Source organism: Pseudonocardia oceanicola (genome assembly GCF_047200735.1).
Taxonomy (GTDB): domain Bacteria; phylum Actinomycetota; class Actinomycetes; order Mycobacteriales; family Pseudonocardiaceae; genus Pseudonocardia.
Genome location: NZ_JBJZON010000010.1, coordinates 122372 through 146647 on the forward strand (window position 1 = coordinate 122372; position 24276 = coordinate 146647).

Below are 24276 nucleotides of genomic sequence, written 5' to 3' on the forward strand. Positions count from 1 at the left end.
AGGGTTTGCGTGCCGGAAACAGCATGTCGGTGTTGTTTCCGCGCGGCTCAGGGGAGCTGGACCGCCAGCCGCGCCGCCTGCTGCTTGATGCTGCGCTGCAGCTCGACGGCCTGCTCGGGGCGTGCCGGGAGCGGCATCGCGAACGCACCGACGACCGTCCCGTGCCGGTCGATCACCGGCACCCCGATGGAGCTCGCCCCGACGTGGACCTCCCGCCGCACCACGGAGTAGCCGGCGCGGCGGACGTCGCGCAGCTGCAGCGCGAGCTTGGTGGGCGCGACGGTGCTGAACGGCGTCACCCCGCGCATGGGGCGTGCCACGACGGCGCGGAACAGCTCGGGCGGGCTGAACGCGAGGATGGCCTTGCCCGCCGCCGTGCAGTGCAGGGGCGCGCGAGTGCCGACGCCCATCCAGCCCGTCGCCTCGTCGACCGTGCCGGAGATCTTGGCTACGCAGAGGACGTCGAGACCCTGCCGCACGGACACGGTCACCGGCAGGCGGAACTGGGCGAACAGCTCGACGGCGAAGGGATGACCGACCTCCCGGAGCGACTCCCGGGGCGTCACCAGCTGGCCCAGCTCGGCCATGCGCCGGCCCACGACGAACCGGCCCTCGACCCGTTCGATCACGCCCCAGGCGAGTAGCTCGCCCGACAGCCGGTGCACCGTGGTCTTCGACACCCCGGCCTCGCGCGCGAGGGCCGAGAGCCCGATCGGACCGTGGTGGGCGATCGTCTCGACGACTTTGCGGATCTTGTCCACCACGGTCTCCGCGCCAGCGCGCGAAGGCTCGTCATGTCCTGCCGCAGGCTGCGGTTCGGTCAAGGCACGCGCCTCGGCGATCGAAATCATGTCGTCGGGCCGTGCGATGGGGGGAGTCACAGCCCGTGATCACCTCCGGAGAGAGTCTCACCCGTTCAGATGCCATTTACGTGACCCGCTCGGGTCCGCAGGTTTCGTCAGGAGGGGCGAGTCACGGCGTCGTCACTCCCCGTCGACGGGCATGTCCAGCCACGCCTTCACCAGTCCGGCGAAGTCCCGGGGCCGCTCCTCCTCCATGTGGTGGCCGGCGTTGTCCATCAGGTAGAAGTCACCGTGCGGCACGGTGTCCGCGATGGACTTCGCGTACTCGTGAGTGGCGAACACGTCCTGCCGGCCCCAGAAGACGAGGACCGGCGCCTGCACGGTCCGCATCAGCTCCTCGAGGTCCTCGGGCGTGCCGCTCATCATGTTCTCGGCCGTACCCCACGTGGAGTGCGGGCCGGGCTGCTGCATGTAGTACCAGCGCAGCTCGAGGTTGTTCTCGTCGACGACGGCCGGGTCCCAGTACTCCAGCCTGATCATGATCTCGCGGATCTTCTCCTTGGTGGGCCCTCGCCCTGGGTGAAGCCGCCGACGAGCTCGCGGGTCAGCGCGCCGAGCTCCGGGGTGAGCGGGCCCGCGCCGCGGTGCATCGGCTCGCTGCCGGTGAGCACGAGCCGGCGCACGAGCTCCGGGTGTCGCGCCGCGAGCGCGAGCGCGGCAGAGCCGCCGACGGTGTCGCAGACGAAGTCCGCCGACCCGATGCCGAGGTCCTGCAGGGCCAGTGCGACGTGGTCGCCCTGGAAGGTCCAGTTCTTCGCCATCGACGGCACCGCGTCGGAGTAGCCGTAGTTGAGCATGTCGACCAGGACGCAGCGCCGGTCGGCAGCGAAGTACGGGATGGTCGGCCAGTAGTCGGTCCACGAGGTGCACCCCGGGCCGCCGCCGTGCAGGAAGTGGGGCGACCCCCCTCGCCGACCTCGGCCACGTGCAGCTTGTGCTCGCCGGCGGCGACCAAGCGTCCGGCGGGCGCACCCAGGGACTCGGCGATCGTCGTGGTCGTCATGAAAGGCGCTCCTCGGGGCCGGGCGGGAGGTGTGTCGCGGGCGTGACGCTAGGGAATGCGGCCCTTCCCGTCCGTCGGGCCGGTCCGCTCAGCGGTCTTCGCCGCCGTCCGGATCGCTGGTTCCGGTGAGCGAACCGGGCGCGTTGACCCTCTCGGACGAGGTCCGAAATCTACGGGGGTGGTGATCGCCAGGACCATCGACGCTCTCCGGCGACGCCGGGTCTCCGCTCGGGCGGCGGTCGCCGTCGCCTACGTGGCCAGCCTGCTCATGGGCGCGCTGGACACGCACGTCGTCAACGTCATGCTTCCGACGCTGACGGTCGAGCTGGACAGCCGGCTCTCCGCGGTGCAGTGGACCGTGCTCGCCTACGTGCTGGCGTTGGCGATCACTATGCCGGCGTCGGGGTGGCTCGCGACGCGGTTCGGCGACCGGCGGGTGTTCCAGGTGTCCCTCGGGGCGTTCACCGTGGCGAGCGGGCTGTGCGGGGTCGCCCAGAACCTGCCCGAGCTCATCGGCCTGCGCGTCGTCCAGGGTGCGTCAGGTGGGCTGGTTATGACCGTCGCGACCTCGATGCTGTACCGCATTTACCCACCCGAGCTGCGTGCGCGGCTCGTCCGGACGCTGCTGCTGCCCATAGCGGTCGGGCCGGCCCTCGCCCCGCCGCTGGGCGGGTTCCTGGTCGAGCACCTCTCGTGGCGTTGGGCGTTCCTGGTCAACCTCCCCGTCGGCCTGGCCACGATGGCGCTGATCGCCCTCGGTCTGCCGCGCGACCCGCCGGGCCGCCCGGGTCGCTTCGAGCTGCGGGGCTACCTGCTCGCCGGGGTCGGGCTCGCGGCGGTGCTGCTGACCCTGACGCAGGGACCCGAGTGGGGCTGGGCCTCGCCCGCCGTCCTCGTGCTCGCCGTCCTCGGTCCTGCGGCCCTGGCCGTCTCGGTGGTGGTGCAGCTGCGGAGCAGCGCACCGCTGCTCGACCTGCGGCTGCTCAGCGGCCGGCTGTTCCGGCAGACCAACATCGCCACCGCGTTCCAGACGGCGACCTTCCTCGGCGGCATCCTGTTCATCACGCCGATCTTCCTGCAGGAGACGGCTGGTTCCTCCCCGTTGCAAGCCGGTCTGGTGATGTCGCTGGTCCCCTTCGGTGTGGTCATCTCGTCCCAGACGGTGGGACGGCGCTATCACGTGTTCGGTCCGCGGCTGATGTCCGTCGTCGGTCTCGGCCTGCTGGGGGCGATCTGCCTCTGCCTGGCGCTGTTCGGGGGCTCGACCCCGATGTGGGTGCTGTGCGGGCTGATGTTCCTCGCCGGTCTCACCAACGGCAGCGCGATGGTCGCCCTGCAGGCATCAATGTTCGCCCAGGTCGGTCCGGAGCATATGGGATCGGCGTCCACCATTCTCAACGTCAACCGGCAGGTCGCCACCGCGATCGGCGTCGCCGCTGCGACGATCCTCTTGACCTCGCTCGCGAGCGGCGGCTTCCGCCTGGCCTACCTCGCCACCGCGGTATTCGCGCTCCTCGGGGCGCTCGCCGCCGCCCGCATCCTCGACTCCGAGGCCGCCGACACCATGAGGTCCCCGACGGGCTGAGATCGCCGGCCCGTGACGCCTGTGCGGAAACGAAACGTCCCGCCGGCACCGGGACTCGGTGCCGGCGGGACGGTGTCGTCGAGCTGCCGGTGTTGGACTACTGGTTGGTGTCGGCCGGGAGGTCGAGCCAGGTCTTCACAATGGCGGCGAAGTCCTGCGGGCGCTCCTCCTCCATGTGATGGCCGCCCTGGTCCATGAGGAACACGTCGCCGTAGGGGACGGCGTCGGCGATGGACAGCGCATAGGCCGGCGTGCCGAAGACGTCGTAACGACCCCACAGCACGAGCACGCGGCGCTTCACCTCGGCGAGAAGCGCTTCCAGATCCTCGGGGTCACCGGCACGGACGCTGCCGCTGCCCCAGGTCGACGCCGGGCCGGGCTGCTGCAGATAGTGCCAGCGCAGGTCGAGAGTCGTCTCGTTTACCGCGGCCGGGTCCCAGTACTCGAGCTTGATCATGATCTCGCGGATCTTCTCCCGGGTCGGGCCCTCACCTTTGGTGAAGTCGGTGACCAGCTGCCCGATGAGGTCGCCGAGCTCCGGGGTGAGCGCTCCGCGCCCCCGGAACAGCGGCTCGCTGCCGCTCAGTACGACCTTGCGCACGAGGTGCGAGTAGTCGGCTGCCAGCACGAGGGCCACCGAACCGCCCTGGGAGTTGCAGACGAAGTCCGCGTTCTCGATCCCGAGGTTCTCCAGGGCGGCGGCCACGTGCTTCGCGTGGAACGCCCACTTGTCGGCCGGGTACTCCGCGGCGCTCGAGTAGCCGAAGTTCAGCAGGTCGACCAGCACGCACCGGCGGTCGTCGAAGTAGGGGATGGCGACCCCGAAGTCGGTCCACGACGTGCAGCCGGGACCGCCGCCGTGCAGGAAGACGGTGGAGCGACCGCCGTCGCCGACCTCGGAGACGAACAGCTCGTAGTCTCCGGCGGGCACGAGCCTGCCGGGAGGTGCGCCGAGCTCCTCGGCGCCGGTGGTCGTCGCAGTCACTCGAACTCCTTGTGCTCGCAGGGGTGGAACGGCAGGGGAGAGGCGGTTAGCCGGCGGCCGGCTTCTGCAGGTAGCCGTCGAGGAACGACAGCACGTGCGCCGCGTACTCGGCCGGCTTCTCGAACGGGACCCAGTGCCCGGTGTCGCGCAGGACGACGAGGCGCGAGTTGCGTGTCAGGTTGAGCGCGTTGATCCCGATCTCGAACGTGCACATCCGGTCGTTGCGGCCCCAGATGATCAGGGTTTCGGCCTCGAGCTCGGCCATCTCGGGGGCATGGTCGTGCGGCGTCGAGAAGCTCTTGCCGGACGCCTCCAGAATGTCCGGGCGTGACAGGTAGGTGCCCCGCACGTACTCGACGAGCTCCGGGGTCACCAGGGCCGGGTCGTCGATGTGCACGTTGAGGTAGCGCTCGAAGTTCTTCGCGCTCGGGTCCTCGATCACCTCGAGGGTGGCGCGAAGGCCCTCCTCGGGCTCGATCGCCATCAGGTACTCGTTGCGGTAGCCGCGGTTGGTGCCGACGTGACCCGCGCCCCATACGAGCTTCTTCGTCCGCTCGGGATAGGTGTAGGCGAAGGCGAACGCCGTCTGACCGCCCTGGGAGTTGCCGACGACGTCGACGCGGTCGATCCCGATCGCGTCGAGCAGCCCCTTGGCCTGCCGGGCGTGCAGCCCGTGGATCTGCTCCTGGAAGACGCGCGGCCCGCTCTCTCCGTAGTTCACCAGGTCCATGAGGATGCAGCGGTAGCGCGCGGCGAAGTACGGGACGACCTTGTGCCACGTGATCCAGGCGTTCGACCCCGGACCGTAGCTGTGCAGGAACAGGATCGGCTCGCCCTCACCGATGTCGTGGTAGTGCATCGGCGTGCCGTCGACTACCACGGACCGGCTGGCCGACTGGTCGGTCAGGCCGTTGCTGGTGACGAACGGCGATGGCGAACTCATGTACTGCGCCTCCTCGGGACTCGTGGTGCGAGCGTAGGAAGGCGGCCCGGCCCCGGTGACGCGCGTCGGTCCGCTCAGGGGAACGCGCGGCGAACTTCTGGGCCTCCGGTTTGCTGGGCAGAACAGCGGGCTGGGCCGTGGCCGCCCGAGGGTCGAGCCTGAGGAGCCCGGCCGTGGCCGCGGCCGCGAGGTGCGGTGTGTCGTCCGTCCGTAGACCAGAGAGGGACCAGTCGTGGAATACGCCACCGTGGGCGCTTCGGGGGTCGAGGTGTCCCGCGTCGCGCTCGGGACAGCCACCTTCGGGCTCTCACCACGCGAGGACGACGTGGCAGGTTTGGTGGGGTTGGCGAGGGACCTCGGAGTGACCTACTTCGACACTGCCAACTCCTACGGGAACCAGCCGGGGTATGCCTGGCCCGGGGTCCCGCGCTGGCAGGACCGGGGCTCGTCGGAGGAGCTCCTGGGCCGCGCCCTGCGCGGAGCGGGCGACGAGGTCGTCGTGGCGAGCAAGGTCGGGGAGCCGCTCGGGGAGGCCCGTCCGACGAGTGAGTGGCGGGGCCTGCTGACGCGCGAGCACGTCGAGGAGCAGCTGGCCGTCAGCCGCCGGCGCTTGGGCCGCGAGCGGATCGACGTCTACTACGCCCACCTGCCGGATCCGCAGACGCCGCTCGAGGAGACCGTGTCGGTGTTCAGCGACCTCGTCGATCGCGGTGACATCGGGAGCTGGGGCGTCTCGAACTACACCGGGGCGCAGACGGCCGAGGTGGTGGCGACGGCGGCGGCCCTCGGGACGCACGCGCCGATCGTCCACCAACCGCGCTACAACCTTGCGGACCGCTCCGTCGAGCACGATCTCGTCCCCGTGCTGGAACGGGCGAGGATGGGGCTGGCGGCGTATAGCCCGCTGGGCATGGGACTGCTCGCCGGCCGCGCGGCAGCCGAGCGAAGCTGGGCCGGGCACGCCCGGTGGGGCGGGAGCGGCTTCTCCGACGACGAGATCGAGGCCGCCGGACGCTTTGAGGCCGCCGCGGCGTCCGTCGGCCTGCCCGCGTCTCAGGCGGCGATCGTGTGGCTGCTCGGTCGACCGGCCGTGACCACCGTCGTCGTCGGCGCGACCTCGGAGAAGCACCTGCGGCTCGCCTGCGGTGCCACGGCGGTCGAGCTGGACGAGACCGGACGGGCGGTCCTGGACGCTGTCGACATCGGGCAGGAGCGGGCCGACGCCCTGGGTGGATGACGCCCGCGCCTGGTCGTGAGACGAACGGAGTGACCCAGCCGGATGGTTGCTCAACCGGACGACGCGAGCTCCGCGAGGGCGACGCGCAGCGCGTCCGCGAACGTGGGCACGTGGCCCTCGCCGAGGGCGATCGGCGGCCGGACCTTGAGGACGTTGTCGTGCGACCCGGTGGAGCTGACGAGGACTTCGTGGCGGCGCACGTGTTCTTGACCGCGACGGCGACGAGGCGGGTCGCCGCGCCCGACATCGCGAGCGAGGCCGCCGAAGGTCGATGGCTCCGAGAGACCGGAGGACGATCGTCTGAACCGCGTTCAGTTGATGGCATGGCTCGTGGCATGGGTGAGGAGTTCACTGTGGTCGATCAGAGCGTCGGGTGCCGTGAGCCGCGCGATCGGTGCTGGTAGAGGGCTGAGCGACGCACGCCGGTTGCCTCGTAATGCGTAGGTCTGGGGTTCGACTCCCCAAGGCGGCTCCACTGTTTTCGCAGGTCAGAGACCTGCGGATGTTCGATCAGTGCGTTCAGTCGTGTTGACCCGGCGCACTCACAGAAACACTGTTTCAGCAGGCTGTCGACCTGTTCCGGCCCTGCTCAACGGGGTCGTGGTGATCGTCTTCGACTGCGAGCCCGTGGCATGACGGGACTCATGCCACAGGTGAGTGCGTAGCTCGGCCGGGCTGAGGTGTGCACGGGGCTGGTGTCCCTGGGCGGTTTGGTCTTGCGGGAGCGATCCCCAGCTCTCGGGTTGCACCTGTGGTGAGCGGGCCTGGCCGTAGGCTCGGCGGCGTGGGCGGAGGGGATGTCGAGTTGGCTGCGTTGATCGAAGAGGCGACGGCTGACGCCTACGGTGACAGCGGCGCATGCTGTTCAGCTGGCGAGATCGCGCAAGGTGTCGGTGGCTCCTGCCCATCGAGGCGGGGGTGTGTGTGCTGCGCCGAAGCCGTGGTCCCGGCTTGATGTGGACGAGCCCCAAAGGGGTCGTCGGTCATCCCTTCGCCGCGCCGGCTAGTCAACGCCGGGCGCCATGGTGCGCTGCGACAAGACAGGGTGGTGGGCGAGATCAATCAGACGGGACGATCACGCCGAGCCGGCTCGGGGATCATGACTCGTACGATCCGCGCCCACCCCGTTGTCGGGCCTGCTCACGCCGCACCGGCGGCGGGGTGCAGGCAGCGGATGTGGTGATCACGGAGCCCGTAGAACACCAGCGTGACCAGGTCCCGGGCGGCGGCGACGACCCCGATGTTGCGGCCCCGCCGGTCGGCGACCCGATCCCGGCGTTGCCCGAGGCGGGTGTGGGCCGGGACGCGTTGCACGGCCTCGACCGCGGCCCACCGCACCAGCCGGGAGCCCTGCTTGGTGATCCGACCCCGGCGCACGGTGGTGTCGGATTCCCGGTGGGTCGGGGTGAGCCCGGCCCACGAGGTCAACTGCTGGGGTCGGTGGAAGCGGCTGATGTCGCCGATCTCGGCGACGAACACCGCGGCCAGGACCGGCCCGACCCCGGGGACGGCCTGGATGGCCAGGTAGCCGGGGTCGGTGCGTAACCGGCCGGCGACCAGGCGGGCGTAGGTGTCGATCTCGAAGTCCAGCGCGGTGATCAACCGCAGCAGCGAGTCCACCCGCGCTCTCGACCCGACCGCCAGCGCGGTGGCGGCGAGGAGCTTGTGCCCGCCGGGGCTGAACAGATCACTCATCGGCACCGCCACCCCGGCGCCGGCCAGCACGGCGTGGACCTGGCACTTCAGGTTCGACCGGATCCCGACCAGCTTCGCCCGCTGCCGCACCCACCCACGCAGTTCCCACGTCGCGGGCGGGGCGATCCACGCCTCCGGCAACCGCCCCATCCGCAGCAGGTCGGCCAGATCCGCGGCGTCGCGCTGATCGTTCTTCACCCGCCGAAGGGAGAACATCTTCACCCCCAGCGGGTGCGCCAGATGCACAGTCGCGCCCAGCTCGGCGAGGGTGTCCGTGGCCCAGTACCAACCGTAGGTGGCCTCCAGCACCACCTCCAGGTCCTCCCCGGCGCGGGCCATGACCTGCGCCAGGTACTCCGGGTCGTTGGAGATCCGCACCGTCTCCAGATGTTCCCCGGACTCGGTCATCCGCACCAGCACCGACCGGCGCCGGTGCAGATCCATCCCGACGATCTGCCGTCCCTCGTATGCTTCGCTCACCGGGGCCTCCCCACATCGTTGGCGCGAAGCACCTCGAGCATGAGCCGAGGGCCACGAGGAGCGGGAGGCCCCGCCCCTTCATCACGTCAGGGGCCGGGTCCCAGCGCGCCTGCAGAAGCAGCGAAGCGCAGATGGCGTGGACGGCCCCCTGGAAGAACGGTTGCCGGTCCGAGCTGTGGCCACGGAGGAGCCAGGCCACGCGGCCGATCGCTGCGCGACCTCTCGCCCGGCGACGGAGGCCGTTCGTCCGTAGGACGCGCGCAGTGGACCTCTCTAGCGTCAGGTGCGTGGACGAGCGAGCAAACGAGGTGGTGAGCGCGTGACCCGCGCCCTGGTGGTCTACGAGTCGGTGTTCGGGGATGCCCGCGTGATCGCGTACGCGATCGCCGACGGACTGTCACCCGTCCTGGCCGCCGAGGTCCTCGCCGCGGGCGAGGCCCCCGCCGAGATCGGCCCCGATGTGGAGCTGCTCGTCGTGGGTGGTCCCAACCATGCGTTCGGCATGCCCCGGCCCTCCACGCGAGAGAGCGCGGTGACGCAGCACGGCGCCACGATCGCCGACACCACCACCGGCTTGCACGAGTGGTTGCAGGCCGTGCGCGTGCCTCGTACCGGGCTCGCTGCGGCCGCCTTCGACACCCGAGGCAGCGGACATCGCATCCTGACGAAGATGGACCATGCCGCCCGGACGGAGGAGAAGCTCCTCAGCAAGCTCGGCGCGACGATCATTGCGCCTGCCGAGCACTTCTTCGTCGCCGACACCAGAGGGCCCCTGGCCGATGGTGAGGAGGACCGTGCACGCAGCTGGGGCCGGAGCCTGGGCGGACTCGCCGACTCTCGCGCCTCGGCCGGCGAATTCGGCTCCTAGCCGGGACGACAGCCGACGGCAGGCCCTCGTCCCGGTACCTGACGAACGACACCGTCGGCGGTCAGCCGCCCACGGGAGATCGATGGCACCGGTTGAGCTCTCCCGTCAGGAACTTCGCATCGCAAGGATGACGGGGCGGTCGGCGCCCTCTCCCAGTATCCGGGGCAGCCAGACCGAGTTCTCCGCGGCCGAAACCAGCCTGATCCTGGACGGGGTGGGGAGGCAGCTGGGTATGGTCGGAACCGGGGGCGAACGGCTCGTGGTCAGCAAGCTCAACGGTCTTTGGCCACACCGCAGCCGAGCAGAGAGAAACCCGAGCAGGCGGCCCGGCTGGTGACGCGCTCCTCGCGGGAGAGTCTCGACAGGTGGTGAGTGTGGTGACCGAGGCGGAGGGGCGCCACGGGTCCGGGACGCGATCGGACACGCCTCCCGACCCCGGCGGACAGGACGCGAACCGGGGGTTTGCGTTCGTCGACGTTCCGCGCCTCGAGCTGGACCAGCTCCTGGGTCAGCTCGTCGACCGGGCGCAGGAGGTGATGGCCAGTCAGGGGCGGCTGCGGGGCCTGTTGCGTGCCCATCAGGCCGTCGGCTCGGACCTGGACCTGCCCGTGGTGCTGCGGCGCATCGTCGAGGAGGCGCGAGAGCTGGTCGGCGCGAGGTACGCGGCCCTCGGCGTGATCGGCTCCGACGGGCACCTGATCGAGTTCATCCACTCCGGTATGTCCGAGGACGCCGCCGCCACCATCGGGCACCTGCCGCAGGGCAAGGGGTTGCTCGGGGCGTTGATCGACACGCCCGAGCCCATCCGGCTCTCCCGCATCTCCGACGACGACCGCTCGTCGGGCTTCCCCACCGGACACCCCCCGATGAACAGCTTCCTCGGGGTGCCCATCCGAATTCGCGACGAGGTCTTCGGCAACCTCTACCTCGCCGAGAGCACCCACGGCGAGTTCACCGCCGAGGACCAGGAACTCACGCTGGCCCTGGCCGCGTCCGCCGCGGTGGCCATCGACAACGCCCGCCTGTACAACATCGCCCGCGACCGCGGTGAGTGGCTGCGTGCTGCGGCCACCGTCACCCACACCGTGCTCACCCCGCCCGAAGCGCTCACCGCGGACGGCCCCGAGTCGCGGAGGCGGACCCCGGACCCCTGGACGCTGATCGCGAACCTGTGCCTGAGCACGGCGAATGCCGACGTGGTCTCGATCTGGCTCCGCGACGAGGACGACGAACGGCTGCACTCCGCAGCCAGGGTCGGTGCCGAGGATCTGCCCGACCTGGAGCTTCCCGCAGACACCCCACTGTTTCGGGATGCCCTGCACACCGGCACACCGTCGCGGCTCACCTCGCTCGAGGACGGGGGGTCCGGCATCGCCACGAGCTTCGACGTGGGTCCGATGATGATCCTTCCGCTGGCGGGCGCACACACCGGACGGGGCGTGCTGACCGTCGTCCGTCGCCGCGGCCGCCCCGTGTTCACCGCCGAAGACCTGGCCATGGCCGCCGGGTTCACCAATCAGGCGGCGGTCGCGCTGGAGCTGGCCGATGCCCGGGTCGAGCAGGAGCGGCTGGTGCTGCTCGACGAGCGCGACCGCATCGCCGCGGATCTGCACGACCACATCATCCAGCGGCTGTTCGCCACGGGGTTGTCCCTGCACAGCACCGCAGCCGGAATGCCGGCCGGGCGCGCGACCCAGCGCGTCCTCGACGCCGTCGGTGAGCTCGACGGGGTCATCGGCCAGATCCGCACCACGATCTTCGCCCTCAACCAGCCCCCGGCTTCCGGGCCCGAGGGACTGCGAGCTCAGGTGTTGGACCTGGCCACCGAGCTGACAGCGGTGCTCGGCTTCGAGCCCGTGGTGCGGTTCGCGGGCCCGATCGAGACGGTCGCCGGCCCCGACCTGGCGCCCGATCTCCTCGCCGTCGCACGTGAGGCCTTGACCAACATCGCCCGTCATGCCCACGCCACGATGGCGGAGGTCGACCTGACCGCGGCCGACGGTCAGCTCCTCCTGCGGATCCGTGACGACGGCGTCGGCATCCCGGTCGACGGTCGTCGAAGCGGACTGCAGAACATGCGCCGTCGAGCCGAGCAGCGCGGCGGCTCGTTCACCATCGACGCTCGCGTACCGCGCGGCACCGCTCTGACGTGGACCGTTCCCCTCCGCTGACCCGAACGCAGCTCCGAGCACGGTTGGGCAACCTCTCCTGATCGGCGGGGGCGGAGTGCGCCGGCGCGGGAGGTGAGCGGGCCTCGTCTACATCCACGTCATCAACAGCAACCGCGAGCAGGAAGAAGCCGGACGAACGGGAAGTGCTCCGGCCCGTCCGTACGGAACATCGGGCCGCACCTCGGCACCCCGCTCGCGCATTGGATACGGTCTTGATCGACCGCATGCACGAGGAGGAAGCGTGCCCATCTCGGTGTTCCTGCTCGACGACCACGAGATCGTCCGACGCGGCATCGCCCAACTGCTCGAGACCGAGGACGACATCCGCATCGTGGGCGAGACCGGCACCGCCGCCCAGGCCCTGGCCCGGATCCCGGCCGCCCGCCCGGACGTGGCCATCCTCGACGTGCGGCTGCCCGACGGCGACGGCGTGACCGTCTGCCGCGACGTGCGTTCGGCGATGGAGCCGCCCCCGGCCTGCCTCATGCTCACCTCGCACTCCGACGACGAGGCGCTGTTCGGCGCGATCATGGCCGGCGCCTCGGGCTACCTGCTCAAGCAGGTCGCCGGCATCGACCTGATCGGGGCCGTGCGCACCCTCGCCGCCGGCGGGTCGCTGCTCGACCCCGAGGCCACCGCCCTGGTGCTCGAGCGGCTCCGCGCCGGGGACAAGCCGGAGGACCCCCTCTACGAGGCGTTGTCCCCGCAGGAGCGGCGCATCCTCGGGCTGGTCGCCGACGGGCTGACCAACCGGCAGATCGGCGCGGAGCTCTTCCTGGCCGAGAAGGCGGTGAAGAACTACGTCTCCTCGCTGCTGCACAAGCTGGGCTACTCGCGGCGCACCGAGGCCGCGGTGTACGAGACCCAACGCCGGTCCGCCCGATGACGCGCGTCCGATGCGGGGAGGTCGCCGTCGGCACTGGCGTCTGATCGACCTGCGGCGACAACCCGATCGCGCGGGCGTGGCCGGAGCGCTTCGCCAGCAGTGCCGTTGGGCCTGCGCCGAGCAACTGTCGCGCGGCGGGCTGTCCCGCGGTGCGAGGTGCGGGGGGCGATGCGGCCACACCCCCGACGCCGGCTCGGAGCGTCGCCACCGGAGGTATCGGCAGCGGCGCCGCGGCGGGATCATCGGCCCCGACGACGGTGACGGCGTCCCTCACCGCAGCTCGCCGGTGCGGCGCAGGTTCGGACCGGGAAGACCGTGCGCACCCTCCCGGGCGGGACGACGCATCCTCTCGAGCCGGCGCGTGAGTCGCGCCACGAGAAGGTCGACGGCGGCACGGGGAGTCGCCGCCTCCGCATGGGCGGTGATCACGGTCCCGTCCAGGTCCACCACGGCGCGGGCCGTCACCGGAAGCGGGCGAGCCGGGTCGCGGTGCCTCACGACGTGCACGCGGGCCGGCGCCGAACCACGCCCGCGGTGCTCGAGCACGCGGCCGATGACCGAGCTCGCATAATCGCCCAGATCCGAGGCGATGCCGACGCCGAGTTGGACCGTGCAGTGGGAGCCGGGCGGAGACGTGGCGTCGTCCACCGGGATCGCGTTGTCGTTCCTCACTGCGGCAGCGTCGGCCATCGGATGATCCGGCCAGCAGTGCCACAGGTCCCCGCTGCGCCGGACCGACGGCCCGGCGCCCCGGGTCGATGGTCGTGGGGCCGGGGCCCTGGGCGAGGGGGCGGGCCCTGCTTGGGTAGCAGCCCATGCACCCCGGGTCGCGCGGTCAGCTCCACCACGCGGACCCGGGCACCGTACGCGTACGCCGGCAGGGCCAGCGCAAGCGGCCCGACACCGACCACGAGGACGTCGGGTCGGGGGGCCGCGACCGCGGGCGCCGCCACTCCGCCTCGGTGTCGCGGGCCGCTCCTCACCCTCGTCCGGGGACGTCGCACGCCTCGGCGACGCCCTGTCGCCCCGCCGCAGTCCCGACGGCCGCACCAACACCGGTCGACCGCCGGCGAGCCGCGCTCGTAACCCTGACGGCGGTGGTCACGGAGCGGGCGGGTCCTGCGGTCCGGAGGAACGGGACGTCCGGTGCCCCGGTTCGGTGCCCTCGCCCCGGGACGGGGTCCTGCGGCGGCCGGGATCGTCGTCGGCGAGCCCCTCGGAGGTGCACCGTGACCCGACCCGACTTCCCGCCCCCGTCCGTCTCTCCGCCCGTCGGGCGTGGTGAGACCCGCAGGCTGCGCCGCAGCCGGCGGGACCGCGTGTTCGGCGGCGTGTGCGGCGGCGTCGCCCGTTACCTCGACGTCGACCCGGTGCTGCTGCGGATCGCCGCTGTCGCGCTGGCCCTCTCGGGCGGGTTCGGCGTGCTGGCCTACGTCGTCGCCTGGATCGTCGTCCCGGAGGCCGACGAGGACGAGCCGGACACCGCACCCGCGACCGGGGACCGGTACACCGTCGCGATCGCCTGGGGCGCCGTGCTGATCGGGCTCGGCGCCCTGCTCCTGGCCCGGCAGTGGATGCCCTGGTTCGGTGCCGAGGTGTTCTGGCCGCTGGTCGTCGTCGCCGTCGGGATCGTCGTGCTCGTGTCGGGGCATCGGGGGCGGTCGTGACGGCGACCGAGCCCCGCGTCGTGGAGGCGCCGCGGATCCGGCGCAGGGCGGGCCCGCAGTGGGGGCGCATCGTGCTCGGGTCGTTGATCGTCGCGGTCGGCGTCGGCTCGATGCTCGGCGCGCAGGGTGTCTCCGTTCCGTGGCGGTTCGTGCCGGCCGTCGGGCTCGTCCTGGTCGGCGTGGTCCTGCTGCTGTCGCTGGCGGGTGGGCGGGGCCGCGCGGACGTCGTGGTGATCGGGGTCGTGCTGGCCGTGCTGGCGGCCGGGGTCGGGGTCGGCGCGGCTCGGTTCGCCGGTCCCGTCGGCGACCGGACCATTGCCGCGGGACCGGGTGGGTGGCCGGCGGACACGAGGTTGGCCGCCGGTACGGTCGAGATCGATCTGACCGCTTCCGCCCTGCCCACCGGGGGGCGGATGGCCGTGCACGTCGGGGCCGGCAAGGTCGTGGTGCGCGTCCTGGCGTCCGCCGCGGTCGGGGTCGAGGCCGACGTCGTCGCCGGCAGCGTGACGGTCGACGGGGGCAAGGTCGAGGAGGGTGTCGATCTGTCGTGGTCCCGGTCCGTGACCTCGCCGGCGCCCGTCGTCGCGGTCGACCTGGGGGTCGGGGACGTGGAGGTGCACCGTGTCGGTTCCTGAGACGGCCCCTTCCGGGGCGTTCCCGGAGTTCTCGGCGGGCGTGCTCGGTGCCGGTCTGGGCTTCCTGCTGCTCGGTGTGGTGTTCCTGTTGCAGGAACTGGGGCTGCTCACGATCACGTGGTCGGTGATCGTGCCCGCTGTCCTGATCGTCGTGGGTGCGGTGACGGTCGTCGGCGGGGTGGTCGGGGTGCACCGCCGACGCGGAAGGCGCTGAGGCCGGCCGCTGCGGGGATTCGGCCGACACCTCCCCGCGCCCGGCCACTCCGCATCGTCAGCGCGTCGACCGCCGGAGCGGCAACTGACCATGACCAGCTCGCCCGCAACGACGGACTGCTGCGCCGGCCGGCCCGACAGCGGTGTGGCCAGGTGGATGCCCCAAGCGCTGATGCCCCTCGCGCGCTGGTCAGAGGTTCGGGTGCATCAGCCGGGGACAGCCTCGGCGAACCACGCACGGGAAGAGGCCGACACATGGGGTCGGAACTCGACGGAGCGGCCGGGGTGGACGGTTCGGCGCGATCGAGACGCGGGATCACCCGCTGGGCGGCGCAGCGTCCTCTTCTCGCCTTCGTCGTCCTGGCCTACGCGATCTCGTGGTCTCTGTGGGCGCCGACGCTGTTCGGGTTTGCACCTGGCTCTACAACCGCACCGAGAGCGTCCTGCTCTGCGTGCTGCCGCACGGAGCCTTCACTCCGTCGCTGGACCACCTCCTCCTGGTCGACGACAACCTCACCGTCGACCTCGTCGTCCTGGGCACGCTCCTTGCGGTAGCGGCACTCCTGGTTGCTCTCACCCGTGGAAGGCTCGGGTTCGACCGCCGTCCCAGCGGTCGCAGGCCGTCGAGGGTGCAGGCCGAGGCGCCGGGAGAGGAAGCGCAACAGCGATGACGGAGATCAAGGGACGCACGGCAGGTGTGGGCCCGGGCGTGGGGGTCGCGCTGGGGGGCCGGCATCGGCATGACCGTGGGCGTCGTCGTAGCGCGCGGACCTGGCATCGCGCTTGGCGCGGCCATCGGTGCCGGCCTCGGTGTCGTCGCCGGTGCTGTCCGGCAAGCACCCGGTCCCCGCGACGGAGCGCCGCGCAGCGGCTGACCGTAGGGCCGCAGTGGCGCTGAGGTCCGTCAGAACGACGTCCGAAACAGCGGGTGCGGTCGGTACAGGAACGCGGGCCTACCCGGGCGGCGCCGCGCCGATCTCGTCGAGCCAGGGCAGGAGCAGTCCCGCGACCTCGTCGGGGGCCTGCAGCTGCGGGACGTGTCCGACGTCTTTCAGCTCGACGTAGCGCCAGTCGGGGTGACGCCGGGCGACCGTGCGGGCGGCGCCGACGGGGACGAGCCCGTCGCGGTCGCCGTGCACGAGCAGCACCGGGATCTGCAGGGCCGTCATCGCCGACTCGTAGGTGTGTGCCCGGGCCATGGCCCAGGTCAACGACCGCGACGCCGACAGGAAGGCGCGGTCGAAGCCGACCACGTCGTCCTGGTGCTCGACGAGGGCGACGGACCGCGCCATCAGCGCGGGCGGCACCGTGTCGGGGTCGATCCCGCACAGCCGCAGCGTCCCCTCGACCGTCGCCCGCGCGCCGATCCGTCTGCGCCGGGCGCGCCGCAGCCACTCCCCGCCGCCCGGGACGGCGTAGGCCAGGACCCGGGCAAGGGCCTCCGGCGACCGCAGCAGCCGTCCCGGTGCGGGCAGTGCCGGATCGAGCAGTGCCAGCGCTCGCACCAGGTCCGGGTGTCCCGCGGCGACCAGGACCGCGACGAGGCCGCCCATCGAGTTGCCGACGAGGGTCACGGGCCCTCCGCAGGACGCGAGGAACCCGGCCAGCGCGTCGACGTTGCGCCGGACCGTCGCCGGACCCCGGGGCGGCGGGCTGAGCCCGAAGCCGGGAAGGTCCACGGCCAGCACCCGGTACCGCGCGCGCAGGAGCGGCGCCAGCAGATCCCAGTTCAGGTGCGACCCGCCGAGCCCGTGCACGCACACCACGGTCGCGGCGCCGGGCGGACCGCCGAAGTCGACGTGGTGCAGCGCCGGGGACGCCTGGGCGGCGTCGACGGAGCGCCGGGTCACAGCAGGCCATCCCGCGCGTCGCCCTCCGCCGCGGATGCCCGTCGATCCCCACGCCGGCGGCGGGCCGCGTCACTCCACAGCCCACCCAGCCAGAAGCACACCAGGATCGCCACCACCGCCACCACCGGGGCCTTGACCTCGGCGGGTGCCGGCAGCGGGCGCAGCGCCGTCGCCGCGACCATCAGCACCGGTCCCTGGACGACGAAGGCCGCGAAGGCAGCGCGCGACCACCGCCGCGCCCGGGGTCCGGTCCGGTGCAGCCGCCGCTCCGCGAGTCCCACGAGCGCGATCGACCCGCACGTCACCAGGAGCGCCTCGACCGCCGCGGTCGCCGCAGCCTGCCAGGTCCAGCCGCCCAGATAGGGCCCGTCGTCGCGGGCGACGTCGTGCAGACCGCTGGCCACGGCGACGACGGGCAGCGCCACCAGCACCCCGACGGTGATCCAGCTGCACGCCCGGCGGATCGGGTCGGGGATGTGCACCGCCCATCCCCGGCGGGCCGCGGCGACCCCGAGCAGGAACATGCCGAGGCACTGCGGCCACTGCCACAGGTGCAGGTCGGCGATCTGACCACTGCGGGCCGGGAACGCCAGTCGCACCACGACGGTGGCGACGGCGATCGCGACCGCCGCCCCGGCGACGTGTCCCCCGCCCAACGCACCGGACGGCGCGGGATGCCCGCCGCGCAGGACCGTCCAGCCGGCGAACGCGATCGAGAAGACGAGCAGGACCAGGGCGAACCAGAGCGACCCGGCGTCGAGGAACGGGTCACGGTGGGTGAACACCCACCACGGCGACACCTGCTCGCCCGCGGACACCGCCGCCACCCACACCGAGGCGGGCCAGATCAGCAGCGCCGACAGCAGCCACGGCAGGCCCAGGCGGACCAAGCGGTCCCGCACGTACCGGGCCGGTCCGTGCCGGTGTACCGCGCCCTCGGTGAGCAGGCCGGCGACGAAGAAGAACAGGCCGATCACGAACAGCCCGGAGGGCCCCAGGACCGCGACCAACCCGATCTCGACACCCGGCGCGAACGTCACCTCGCGCACCTCGTCGTAGGCCCACCCACCCACCGCCGAGTAGCCCAGCAGGGCGTGGCCGCCGATGACCCAGGCCACCAGGACGACCTTGAGGCCGTCCAGGTGGGCCAACCGAGTCCGTGAGGTCGGGGCACCGGTCGTCGTCACGACACGACTCTCCCCCGCAGACGCGGGCGCGGATGCGGACCGAGGACCTGGCCCGGCAGGGCACAAGGTCGACGTCTCGGCTGCAGCCCGGATCGTCGAGGGCCGCAGGGAAGGGGCCGTCCGGATGTACACGGAGGCGGCGGCCGGTACCTCCGATCGATCGGTCACCGTCCGGGTTCGGCCGAGCCCGACAGGGCAGGGACCAGGGGCGGTGAACGCGCCCGCGCAGCGCTGCGATGACTTCCGGTGCGGATCAGGAGACGATGGCCACGTCCGGGTCTGCCCGAGAGCGTCACCCCGAGAGGACGAGAACCGATGACCGAAGCCGAACGCGACCGGGAGCTGCAGGTCCTGGAGGCCGACGAGTGCTACCGCCTCCTCGGCACCGAGCAGATCGGGCGGCTGGGCGTGAACGCCGAGCACTACCCGTTGATCTTCCCCGTGAACTACGCACTCGACGGCAGCATCATCGTCATCCGCACGGACGCCGGGACCAAGCTCGGCGCGGCCGACCACGCGAACGTCACCTTCGAGGTCGACCAGATCGACAGGGGGACGCGAGCCGGCTGGAGCGTGCTCGTACGCGGGCTGGCCGAGGAGGTGACCGCGGAGCACCGGGCCGAGCTCGTCGAACGTACTCATGCCAGCGGCGTCGAGCCGTGGGCGCCGGGCGAGCACGGGCACTGGATGCGTCTGATCCCGCAGCAGATCAGCGGCCGCCGGATCGTTCCGGGCCGGCTCCCCCCGGCCTTCGAACCCGGGGCGTACCTGTGAAGTCCGGGAGCTGCCGCGAGACCGGCCCGCCGGTCGAGATGCTGCCGAGGACCAGAACGCTCCGGCCCGCGTGACGGGGGGCGAGGTGATCGACGTCGTCCCCCCAGCCTCCGTTCACGCCGCATCCCGCGTGTCGCCGTCTCTCTTCCATGACCCGGGACCAGGGCCGGAGTCGGGCCGGGCGACGAGTCGCACGGCGGCGGCTCCGGTCAGCACGGCGACGGTGGCGGCCATGGCCGACCCGCCGAGCACCCCGATCGCGATGCGAAGGCGCACCGCGCCGAGCCCGAACGTCACCCCGCGCAGGTGAGCGGGGCCGGCGACGCGTTCGCGACCGTGGATCACCGCAACGCAGACCGCCCGGGGAGGCCGTGGTGACCGACCAGTCGACCGTCGTGTCGGGTCTCGACCGCCTCCGACGGCGTCGTCCGTGGCTCGACCACCTGGTACGCGCCGGGGTGCGCTACACCGAACGGCACGGCAACCACTACGCGGCCGGGATCACCTACTTCAGCCTGCTGGCGCTGGTCCCCCTCGTCATGGTGGCGTTCGCCGTGGTGACGCTGGTGCTGGTCGCGGACCCGGAGCCGCTCGCGCGAGTGCGGGCCCACGTGGACGAGGCCCTCCCGGCCGGGCTGGACGACACGGTGAACTCGATCATCGACCAGGCCGTGGCCTCCGCCTCGACGGTCGGTGTGGTCGGCCTGGTCATCGCCGTCTACACGGGCCTGGGGTGGATGAGCAACCTGCGGGCCGCGCTGTCCGAGCAGTGGGGCCAACCGCCGCTGCCGCCGCCGTTCCTGCGCCGCCTGCGCATCGACCTGGTGGCGCTGCTCGGGCTGGGCCTGGCGCTGGTGGTGTCGTTCGGCATCACCACCGCGGCCGGCGTCTTCGCCGGGCGGATCCTGGAGTTCCTCGGGCTCGCCGACCTCGGCTGGGGCCGCTGGCTCCTCATGGCGCTCGGCGTCGTCCTGAGCCTGCTCGCCGACTGGCTGCTGTTCGTCTGGGTCTACGCGCGGCTGCCCCGCGGGCAGTTGACCTGGCGCAGTGCGGGACGGGCGGCGATCGGCGCCGCGGTCGGCCTCGAGATCATCAAGCAGGGGATGGTGGTCTACCTGGCGTTCGTGACCCGCTCCCCGACCGGCATCGCGTTCGGCCCGATCCTCGGCCTCATGATCTTCATCTACACGGTGTCCCGGTTCCTGATCTTCATCGCGGCCTGGGCGGCCACCGCGCGCGAGAACCAGCTGGAGCCGCCGCCGCCCCCACCGGAACCCGCGGTGATCCGGCCGGAGGTGTGCGTCCGCCGTGGTCTCGGAACGGCGGCGAGTGCCGGCCTGCTCGGGGCCGGGGCGGTGGCAGGCCTGATCGGCGGCCGGCTGCTGCCGGATCGTCAGCGTTGCTGCTGGGAGCGGACGAGCGCGGGCGCGAGCAGGGTGGCGATCGGGACCAGGACCCAGAGACGACCCTGGGTGAGGTCGTAGTCGGCGAGCAGGGTCTGCCACGGGGTGCCGAGCACGTAGTGGCCGACGCCGAACTCGAAGGCCAGCGTCATCGCGGCCCAGGCCGCGCCGACGGCGAGGGCCGTGGGGGTGTCGGGCAGTGGGCGGCGGTGGTGCAGGACCGTCACGTAGATCCCGATCACGACCAGCAGGACCCCGGTCGCGATCTGCCGCGCCGCGGTCTCGCCGACGAGGTCCTGGTAGACCATGGCCCGCAGGGTGCCGTTGGCGAAGGCCAGCGCGGCGAGTCCGACCCAGCCGGTGAGCCAGAAGCGCCACAGGCGCCCGTCGGTGAGATGCCGGAGCTGCCGCTGCCGGAGTCGGGTCCGCATGGTGATCTCCTTCGTCTCCTGCAGCCTGTCGTGGACGATGCCTCCGGTCGTAGGGGCCAGAGGCCCTCGTCGGGCCGTCGGACGCGGCGGGCGGAGCAGGTCCATCGCGGCAACAGCCAGGACCTTCGGCCACCCCTCCGGGTGGCGTGGCTGGGGGAACCTGGGGGCGTCGGGATCGGGTCCGGGGACGACGATGTCGACGGGCGACGAGCCCGTCACCATACCCAAGCTGCCGAGGCGAGTCGGAGTCCTTGGTCCCTGGTGCGGGAAGCGGAACCAGCCAGGGTCGTGGCGGCGCGGGCGATCATGGTCGCCCCGGTGCATTCCGGCACGCGCCGGAACGAAGGCGAGGAGGAGAGGTCGTGGACGACGTCGGCGGCGAGCTGAGTGAGATCAGCCGTTCCGGGTGCCTGGCGTTGCTCGCCCGGGTACAGGTCGGCAGGGTGCTGTACACCGGTGGGGCGTTGCCCGCCGCGCATCCCGTGGCTTTCGTGCTCGACGGCGAGGAGGTCGTGTTCCGGACCGCTGAGGGCAGCACGCTCGCCGCCGCCGTCCGGCACGCGGTCGTCGGCTTCCAGGCCGATCAGATCGATGCTGTCGCGCGCGCGGGTTGGACGGTGCTCGGCGTCGGGGAAGCCTACGAGGTCGTCGTGCCCGACCGGCTGGAGAACCTGTCCGCGATGCTGCCCGGCCCCTGGGTCGCCGGCCGCGACGGGCACGTCATCTCGATACCGCTGCAGCTGCTGCACGGCCGCCGGCTCCGTCCGGCGGTGCGGCACCTCGACGCCCATGCCTCCTGAGCCGGCACCCGGCCCGCGCGTCGATCGCCGCGGCGGGGCGGGGAGTGCTGATCGGGTCGCTTCGCCGGACGGCGGTACGGCCCTGACCGCGGCGAACGGTCGTCGGGCCACCGCGGCGGTCCGCGCGCTCGCCGGCCTCGAACTGCTGATCGCCGCGGCTGCGATCTACGGTGGCGTCGGGCTCGCGGCCGGGAACCTGATCGGGATGCCCGACGACTGGCTGGCCGGGACCCCGTTCACGTCGTGGCTGTGGCCCGGGGTGTTCCTGCTGCTCGTCGTCGCCGTCCCGATGGTGGCGGCCGCGGTGCTCGAGCTGCGCCACGACCGCCGCGCGGTCGTGGCGTCCGTGCTGGCCGGAGCGGCGCAGGTCGGGTGGATCGCGGTGCAGCTGCTGGTGATGCAGCGCTACCACGTTCTGCAGCCGGTGATGTCGCTGGCCGGCCTGGCGGTGCTGGTGCTCGCGGTGGCGATCCACTGCCGGCTCCCGAAGGGGTCCTGAGGCGGCCCCGGCGGTTCCCGGACCGCACAGCCGGCGCGGGGTGAGCACCCCCTCGGTGCTCACCCCGCTCGTCCGCTGTCAGGACGCGGGCATGAGGACCTTGTCGATCACGAAGACGGTGGCGTTCGAGGTGGGGATGTTGCCGCAGAGGACGTTCGCGGTGTTGCCCGTGCCGTCGGTGAGGGTCGGCGCCTGCGCGGTGCCGCCGATCGTCACGGTGCCGCCCGCCAGCTGGTTCGTCGTGCCCGCGTCGATGAGGCCCTGCGCGTCGTCACGCTGCGGGACGATGTGGTAGGACAGCAGGTCCCCGAGCTGGGTCGGGTTGTCCAGCAGCTCGGTGAACGCCTGGTCCCCGAGCTGGGTCCGCACCTCGTCGAATGCGCCGTTGTACGGGGCGAACACCGTGATCGCCTCCTGCTGGTTCACGGTGTCGGCCAGGCCCGGAACCTTGCCGACGGCGGTGACCAGCGTGCTCAACAGCGGGTTGGTGCTCGCGGCGGTGGCCACCGGCTGCGGGCCCATGGCGTCGAGCGAGCCCGGGGCGTCGCCCTGCGGCAGCTGGTCGCAGGCCGGCCCGAACACGTCCGCCTCGGTGGTGACCCCCGCACCCGTGGCCCCGGACATCGGGGACCCCGACATCGGGGCCTGCGACATCGGCGCGGCGGCCGCCGGCGAGGGGTCGGCGGAGTCCGCCGACGCCCCGCACGCGGCGAGGGTCACGGTCAGTGCGGCGACGGCGCCTGCAGCGGCCAACCGAAAGGGCTTGTTCATCGTTTCTCCCGTTGTTCCGGCTCGTTCCTCCGAGCCATTCATCGGGTCTTCGGCGTGATTGCTGATGCGGTTCGGCGAGGCCCTCGACTACGTTCTCCGACGATTTCCGGTTCACCTCCGATCAGGTGATGGTGCAAAACGTCGCGGGCCGTGCCGAGGCAGCCGTCGACACGGGACCGGCCCGGCGTGGTGGCCCACGACCGGTACTCGCCGGCCGGCGGCCCTTCTCAGCCGAGGTGGCCGCTGGCCACCACTCGCGTCGGGGAGACCGGGGCGATCCGGCCGGGCTCCAGGGAGACGGCGAGCGTCGTGACCGCACCGGACGGGCCGGCAGAGTGGTGACCCCGTCCGAAGGTGCCCAGTGGGCGCGGCGCGCCGGCGTCGGGCAGTCCGGTCACGATCCGGCCCAGGTCCCGACTCTGCGCCACCTCGGTGTCATGGGGGGACCGCATGCTCGCCGCCTGCCCCGCCAGCCCACCGACGGCGATCACGCAGGCTGCAGCGGCCACCACGGTCACCAGGCGTCGCCGCGGTGGACGCGGTCTCACCGCATCGGCCGACGACGCGGCCACCACGTCGAGGCGTCCGCCCGGGACGGGCGGGCGTCCGCCGAACTCTGCGACGGCAGCCGCCAGGATCCGCTCCCGGAGCCCGGCACCGTGCCCAGCGGAACACCGGTCAACGACGCGACCTCCCGCTGGGTGTACCCGCCGAAGTAGGCCAGCGCCAGGGCCCGCCGCTGTTCCGCGGGCAGTTCGTCCAGTGCGGTCCGTACCGACCCGGCCACCACGGCATCGAGCGCACCGGCGTCCGCTCCGGGCTCCGCGGGCAGGATCTGGTCCACCACCTCGCCGTTCATGGTGCGGCGACGGACGGCGTCCTCACGGCGGACGAGATCGACGGCTCGATGATGCACGAGCGTCATCAGCCAGCTCGACGCGCCACCGCGCGCCGGATCGAACCGCGCCGCCTGCCTCCACGCCGTCAGGAACCCGTCCTGCACCGCATCCTCGGCCAATGTCTGGTCCCCGCAGATCCGCCGGGCCAAGGACCACGCCCGGCGCCCGTAGCGGTCGTACAAGGCGCCGAGCGCAGCACCCGACCCGGCGGCGACGGCGCCGAGCAGCTCCTCGTCGGACGGCGGCGGCACCGCGCCCGCGACCCGGGCCTGCGCCCTCGGCTGGTTCACGCACCCTTCTTCGTGATCCACCGACGGCGCGGTTCACCGCCTCCGGTGCGGCGCGCGGGCGCTCGACCTGCAGCCGGAGCGCGGCCGCCGGAACGGCGAGCCGGACCGACGACGCGCGAGGTGGTGGGCGAGGCCCGACGA

Annotated in this window: 28 protein-coding genes; 13 read left to right on the forward strand and 15 right to left on the reverse strand. The window is 72.2% G+C overall.

Going from position 1 to position 24276, the window contains the following annotated elements:
• Positions 1–47 precede the first annotated feature (47 nt).
• The 3 genes from ACL02T_RS16670 to ACL02T_RS16680 form a co-directional block, all read right to left on the reverse strand.
• A complete protein-coding gene (locus ACL02T_RS16670; RefSeq protein ID WP_412831634.1) occupies positions 48–764 on the reverse strand; it encodes an IclR family transcriptional regulator in 717 nt (238 codons plus the stop codon).
• 219 nt (positions 765–983) lie between these two features.
• Complete coding sequence (locus ACL02T_RS16675) at positions 984–1343, reverse strand: alpha/beta fold hydrolase (protein ID WP_412831635.1); 360 nt, start codon at positions 1341–1343, stop codon at positions 984–986.
• Entirely contained in the window at positions 1340–1753 is a 414-nt protein-coding gene (locus ACL02T_RS16680; protein ID WP_412831701.1) for an alpha/beta fold hydrolase, read from the reverse strand. The genes ACL02T_RS16675 and ACL02T_RS16680 overlap by 4 nt, the downstream gene beginning before the upstream one ends.
• A gap of 291 nt (positions 1754–2044) precedes the next feature.
• Between ACL02T_RS16680 and ACL02T_RS16685 the strand changes: the two genes are divergently transcribed.
• A complete protein-coding gene (locus tag ACL02T_RS16685) occupies positions 2045–3451 on the forward strand; it encodes a DHA2 family efflux MFS transporter permease subunit (RefSeq protein WP_412831636.1) in 1407 nt (468 codons plus the stop codon).
• A gap of 97 nt (positions 3452–3548) precedes the next feature.
• Here the strand turns inward: ACL02T_RS16685 and ACL02T_RS16690 are convergent, their stop codons facing one another.
• The gene (locus ACL02T_RS16690) at positions 3549–4436 is read right to left on the reverse strand and encodes an alpha/beta fold hydrolase (RefSeq protein WP_412831637.1); all 888 of its coding nucleotides are present in this window, start codon (positions 4434–4436) and stop codon (positions 3549–3551) included.
• Positions 4437–4482: 46 nt separating this feature from the next.
• Positions 4483–5379 carry an alpha/beta fold hydrolase gene (locus ACL02T_RS16695; protein WP_412831638.1) on the reverse strand — a complete coding sequence of 299 codons (897 nt, stop codon included), beginning with the start codon at positions 5377–5379 and terminating at the stop codon, positions 4483–4485.
• 268 nt (positions 5380–5647) lie between these two features.
• Between ACL02T_RS16695 and ACL02T_RS16700 the strand changes: the two genes are divergently transcribed.
• On the forward strand, positions 5648–6616 hold the full coding sequence (locus tag ACL02T_RS16700; RefSeq protein ID WP_412831702.1) for an aldo/keto reductase: 969 nt from the start codon (positions 5648–5650) through the stop codon (positions 6614–6616).
• Positions 6617–6666: 50 nt separating this feature from the next.
• Here the strand turns inward: ACL02T_RS16700 and ACL02T_RS16705 are convergent, their stop codons facing one another.
• Both ACL02T_RS16705 and ACL02T_RS16710 read right to left on the reverse strand, forming a co-directional pair.
• Positions 6667–6816: a hypothetical protein gene (locus ACL02T_RS16705; RefSeq protein ID WP_412831639.1), complete on the reverse strand. Its 150-nt coding sequence runs from the start codon at positions 6814–6816 to the stop codon at positions 6667–6669.
• Positions 6817–7756: 940 nt separating this feature from the next.
• Positions 7757–8791: an IS110 family RNA-guided transposase gene (locus tag ACL02T_RS16710; protein ID WP_412831640.1), complete on the reverse strand. Its 1035-nt coding sequence runs from the start codon at positions 8789–8791 to the stop codon at positions 7757–7759.
• 319 nt (positions 8792–9110) lie between these two features.
• On the opposite strand from ACL02T_RS16710, the gene ACL02T_RS16715 reads away from it, so the two are divergent.
• The 3 genes from ACL02T_RS16715 (at position 9111) to ACL02T_RS16725 (ending at position 12716) form a co-directional block, all read left to right on the forward strand.
• A complete protein-coding gene (locus ACL02T_RS16715; protein ID WP_412831641.1) occupies positions 9111–9659 on the forward strand; it encodes a flavodoxin family protein in 549 nt (182 codons plus the stop codon).
• Positions 9660–10036: 377 nt separating this feature from the next.
• On the forward strand, positions 10037–11830 hold the full coding sequence (locus ACL02T_RS16720) for a sensor histidine kinase (protein ID WP_412831642.1): 1794 nt from the start codon (positions 10037–10039) through the stop codon (positions 11828–11830).
• A 241-nt stretch (positions 11831–12071) separates the two neighbouring features.
• Positions 12072–12716: a response regulator gene (locus ACL02T_RS16725; RefSeq protein WP_412831643.1), complete on the forward strand. Its 645-nt coding sequence runs from the start codon at positions 12072–12074 to the stop codon at positions 12714–12716.
• Between the two features lie 270 nt (positions 12717–12986).
• On the opposite strand, the gene ACL02T_RS16730 is transcribed toward ACL02T_RS16725, so the two are convergent.
• On the reverse strand, positions 12987–13388 hold the full coding sequence (locus ACL02T_RS16730) for an HPF/RaiA family ribosome-associated protein (RefSeq protein ID WP_412831644.1): 402 nt from the start codon (positions 13386–13388) through the stop codon (positions 12987–12989).
• A 557-nt stretch (positions 13389–13945) separates the two neighbouring features.
• On the opposite strand from ACL02T_RS16730, the gene ACL02T_RS16735 reads away from it, so the two are divergent.
• From ACL02T_RS16735 to ACL02T_RS16750, 4 genes are all read left to right on the forward strand, one after another.
• Positions 13946–14383, forward strand: coding sequence for a PspC domain-containing protein (locus ACL02T_RS16735; protein ID WP_412831645.1), 438 nt, complete (start codon positions 13946–13948; stop codon positions 14381–14383).
• The gene (locus ACL02T_RS16740) at positions 14380–15018 is read left to right on the forward strand and encodes a hypothetical protein (protein ID WP_412831646.1); all 639 of its coding nucleotides are present in this window, start codon (positions 14380–14382) and stop codon (positions 15016–15018) included. The genes ACL02T_RS16735 and ACL02T_RS16740 overlap by 4 nt, the downstream gene beginning before the upstream one ends.
• Positions 15005–15232, forward strand: a complete 228-nt coding sequence (locus ACL02T_RS16745; protein ID WP_412831647.1) for a hypothetical protein — start codon at positions 15005–15007, stop codon at positions 15230–15232. Before ACL02T_RS16740 ends, ACL02T_RS16745 begins: the two co-directional genes overlap by 14 nt.
• 385 nt (positions 15233–15617) lie before the next feature.
• The gene (locus ACL02T_RS16750; protein WP_412831648.1) at positions 15618–15902 is read left to right on the forward strand and encodes a hypothetical protein; all 285 of its coding nucleotides are present in this window, start codon (positions 15618–15620) and stop codon (positions 15900–15902) included.
• Positions 15903–16184: 282 nt separating this feature from the next.
• Here ACL02T_RS16750 and ACL02T_RS16755 read toward each other — a convergent pair whose 3' ends face one another.
• Positions 16185–17081 (reverse strand): alpha/beta fold hydrolase, encoded by an 897-nt coding sequence (locus ACL02T_RS16755; RefSeq protein WP_412831649.1) that lies wholly within the window; start codon positions 17079–17081, stop codon positions 16185–16187.
• Positions 17078–18268: an acyltransferase family protein gene (locus ACL02T_RS16760; RefSeq protein WP_412831650.1), complete on the reverse strand. Its 1191-nt coding sequence runs from the start codon at positions 18266–18268 to the stop codon at positions 17078–17080. Before ACL02T_RS16760 ends, ACL02T_RS16755 begins: the two co-directional genes overlap by 4 nt.
• Before the next feature lie 315 nt (positions 18269–18583).
• On the opposite strand from ACL02T_RS16760, the gene ACL02T_RS16765 reads away from it, so the two are divergent.
• A complete protein-coding gene (locus ACL02T_RS16765) occupies positions 18584–19042 on the forward strand; it encodes a pyridoxamine 5'-phosphate oxidase family protein (RefSeq protein WP_412831651.1) in 459 nt (152 codons plus the stop codon).
• A 114-nt stretch (positions 19043–19156) separates the two neighbouring features.
• On the opposite strand, the gene ACL02T_RS16770 is transcribed toward ACL02T_RS16765, so the two are convergent.
• Entirely contained in the window at positions 19157–19339 is a 183-nt protein-coding gene (locus tag ACL02T_RS16770) for a hypothetical protein (RefSeq protein ID WP_412831652.1), read from the reverse strand.
• A gap of 77 nt (positions 19340–19416) precedes the next feature.
• On the opposite strand from ACL02T_RS16770, the gene yhjD reads away from it, so the two are divergent.
• Positions 19417–20526, forward strand: coding sequence for an inner membrane protein YhjD (yhjD, locus tag ACL02T_RS16775; RefSeq protein ID WP_412831653.1), 1110 nt, complete (start codon positions 19417–19419; stop codon positions 20524–20526).
• Here the strand turns inward: yhjD and ACL02T_RS16780 are convergent.
• Complete coding sequence (locus ACL02T_RS16780; RefSeq protein WP_412831654.1) at positions 20436–20876, reverse strand: hypothetical protein; 441 nt, start codon at positions 20874–20876, stop codon at positions 20436–20438. The two genes, yhjD and ACL02T_RS16780, sit on opposite strands and share 91 nt — an antisense overlap.
• 362 nt (positions 20877–21238) lie before the next feature.
• Here ACL02T_RS16780 and ACL02T_RS16785 point away from each other — a divergent pair, with 362 nt between their 5' ends.
• Both ACL02T_RS16785 and ACL02T_RS16790 read left to right on the forward strand, forming a co-directional pair.
• Positions 21239–21676: a pyridoxamine 5'-phosphate oxidase family protein gene (locus ACL02T_RS16785; protein WP_412831655.1), complete on the forward strand. Its 438-nt coding sequence runs from the start codon at positions 21239–21241 to the stop codon at positions 21674–21676.
• The gene (locus tag ACL02T_RS16790; protein WP_412831656.1) at positions 21666–22175 is read left to right on the forward strand and encodes a hypothetical protein; all 510 of its coding nucleotides are present in this window, start codon (positions 21666–21668) and stop codon (positions 22173–22175) included. The genes ACL02T_RS16785 and ACL02T_RS16790 overlap by 11 nt, the downstream gene beginning before the upstream one ends.
• Before the next feature lie 78 nt (positions 22176–22253).
• On the opposite strand, the gene ACL02T_RS16795 is transcribed toward ACL02T_RS16790, so the two are convergent.
• The 3 genes from ACL02T_RS16795 to ACL02T_RS16805 all read right to left on the reverse strand — a co-directional run bounded on the left by ACL02T_RS16795 (position 22254) and on the right by ACL02T_RS16805 (position 24135).
• On the reverse strand, positions 22254–22946 hold the full coding sequence (locus ACL02T_RS16795) for a fasciclin domain-containing protein (protein WP_412831657.1): 693 nt from the start codon (positions 22944–22946) through the stop codon (positions 22254–22256).
• Between the two features lie 227 nt (positions 22947–23173).
• Positions 23174–23455: a hypothetical protein gene (locus ACL02T_RS16800; RefSeq protein ID WP_412831658.1), complete on the reverse strand. Its 282-nt coding sequence runs from the start codon at positions 23453–23455 to the stop codon at positions 23174–23176.
• 35 nt (positions 23456–23490) lie between these two features.
• Positions 23491–24135 carry an RNA polymerase sigma factor gene (locus ACL02T_RS16805; RefSeq protein WP_412831659.1) on the reverse strand — a complete coding sequence of 215 codons (645 nt, stop codon included), beginning with the start codon at positions 24133–24135 and terminating at the stop codon, positions 23491–23493.
• Between the last annotated feature and the right edge of the window lie 141 nt (positions 24136–24276).

Excerpts from the sequence above, each read along its gene's own strand:
- ACL02T_RS16695 (WP_412831638.1), bottom strand. The coding sequence starts at position 5,379 with ATGAGTTCGCCATCGCCGTTCGTCACCAGCAACGGCCTGACCGACCAG.
- ACL02T_RS16795 (WP_412831657.1), bottom strand. The coding sequence starts at position 22,946 with ATGAACAAGCCCTTTCGGTTGGCCGCTGCAGGCGCCGTCGCCGCACTG.
- ACL02T_RS16780 (WP_412831654.1), bottom strand. The coding sequence starts at position 20,876 with ATGCGGACCCGACTCCGGCAGCGGCAGCTCCGGCATCTCACCGACGGG.
- ACL02T_RS16790 (WP_412831656.1), top strand. The coding sequence starts at position 21,666 with ATGCCTCCTGAGCCGGCACCCGGCCCGCGCGTCGATCGCCGCGGCGGG.
- ACL02T_RS16675 (WP_412831635.1), bottom strand. The coding sequence starts at position 1,343 with ATGATCAGGCTGGAGTACTGGGACCCGGCCGTCGTCGACGAGAACAAC.
- ACL02T_RS16765 (WP_412831651.1), top strand. The coding sequence starts at position 18,584 with ATGACCGAAGCCGAACGCGACCGGGAGCTGCAGGTCCTGGAGGCCGAC.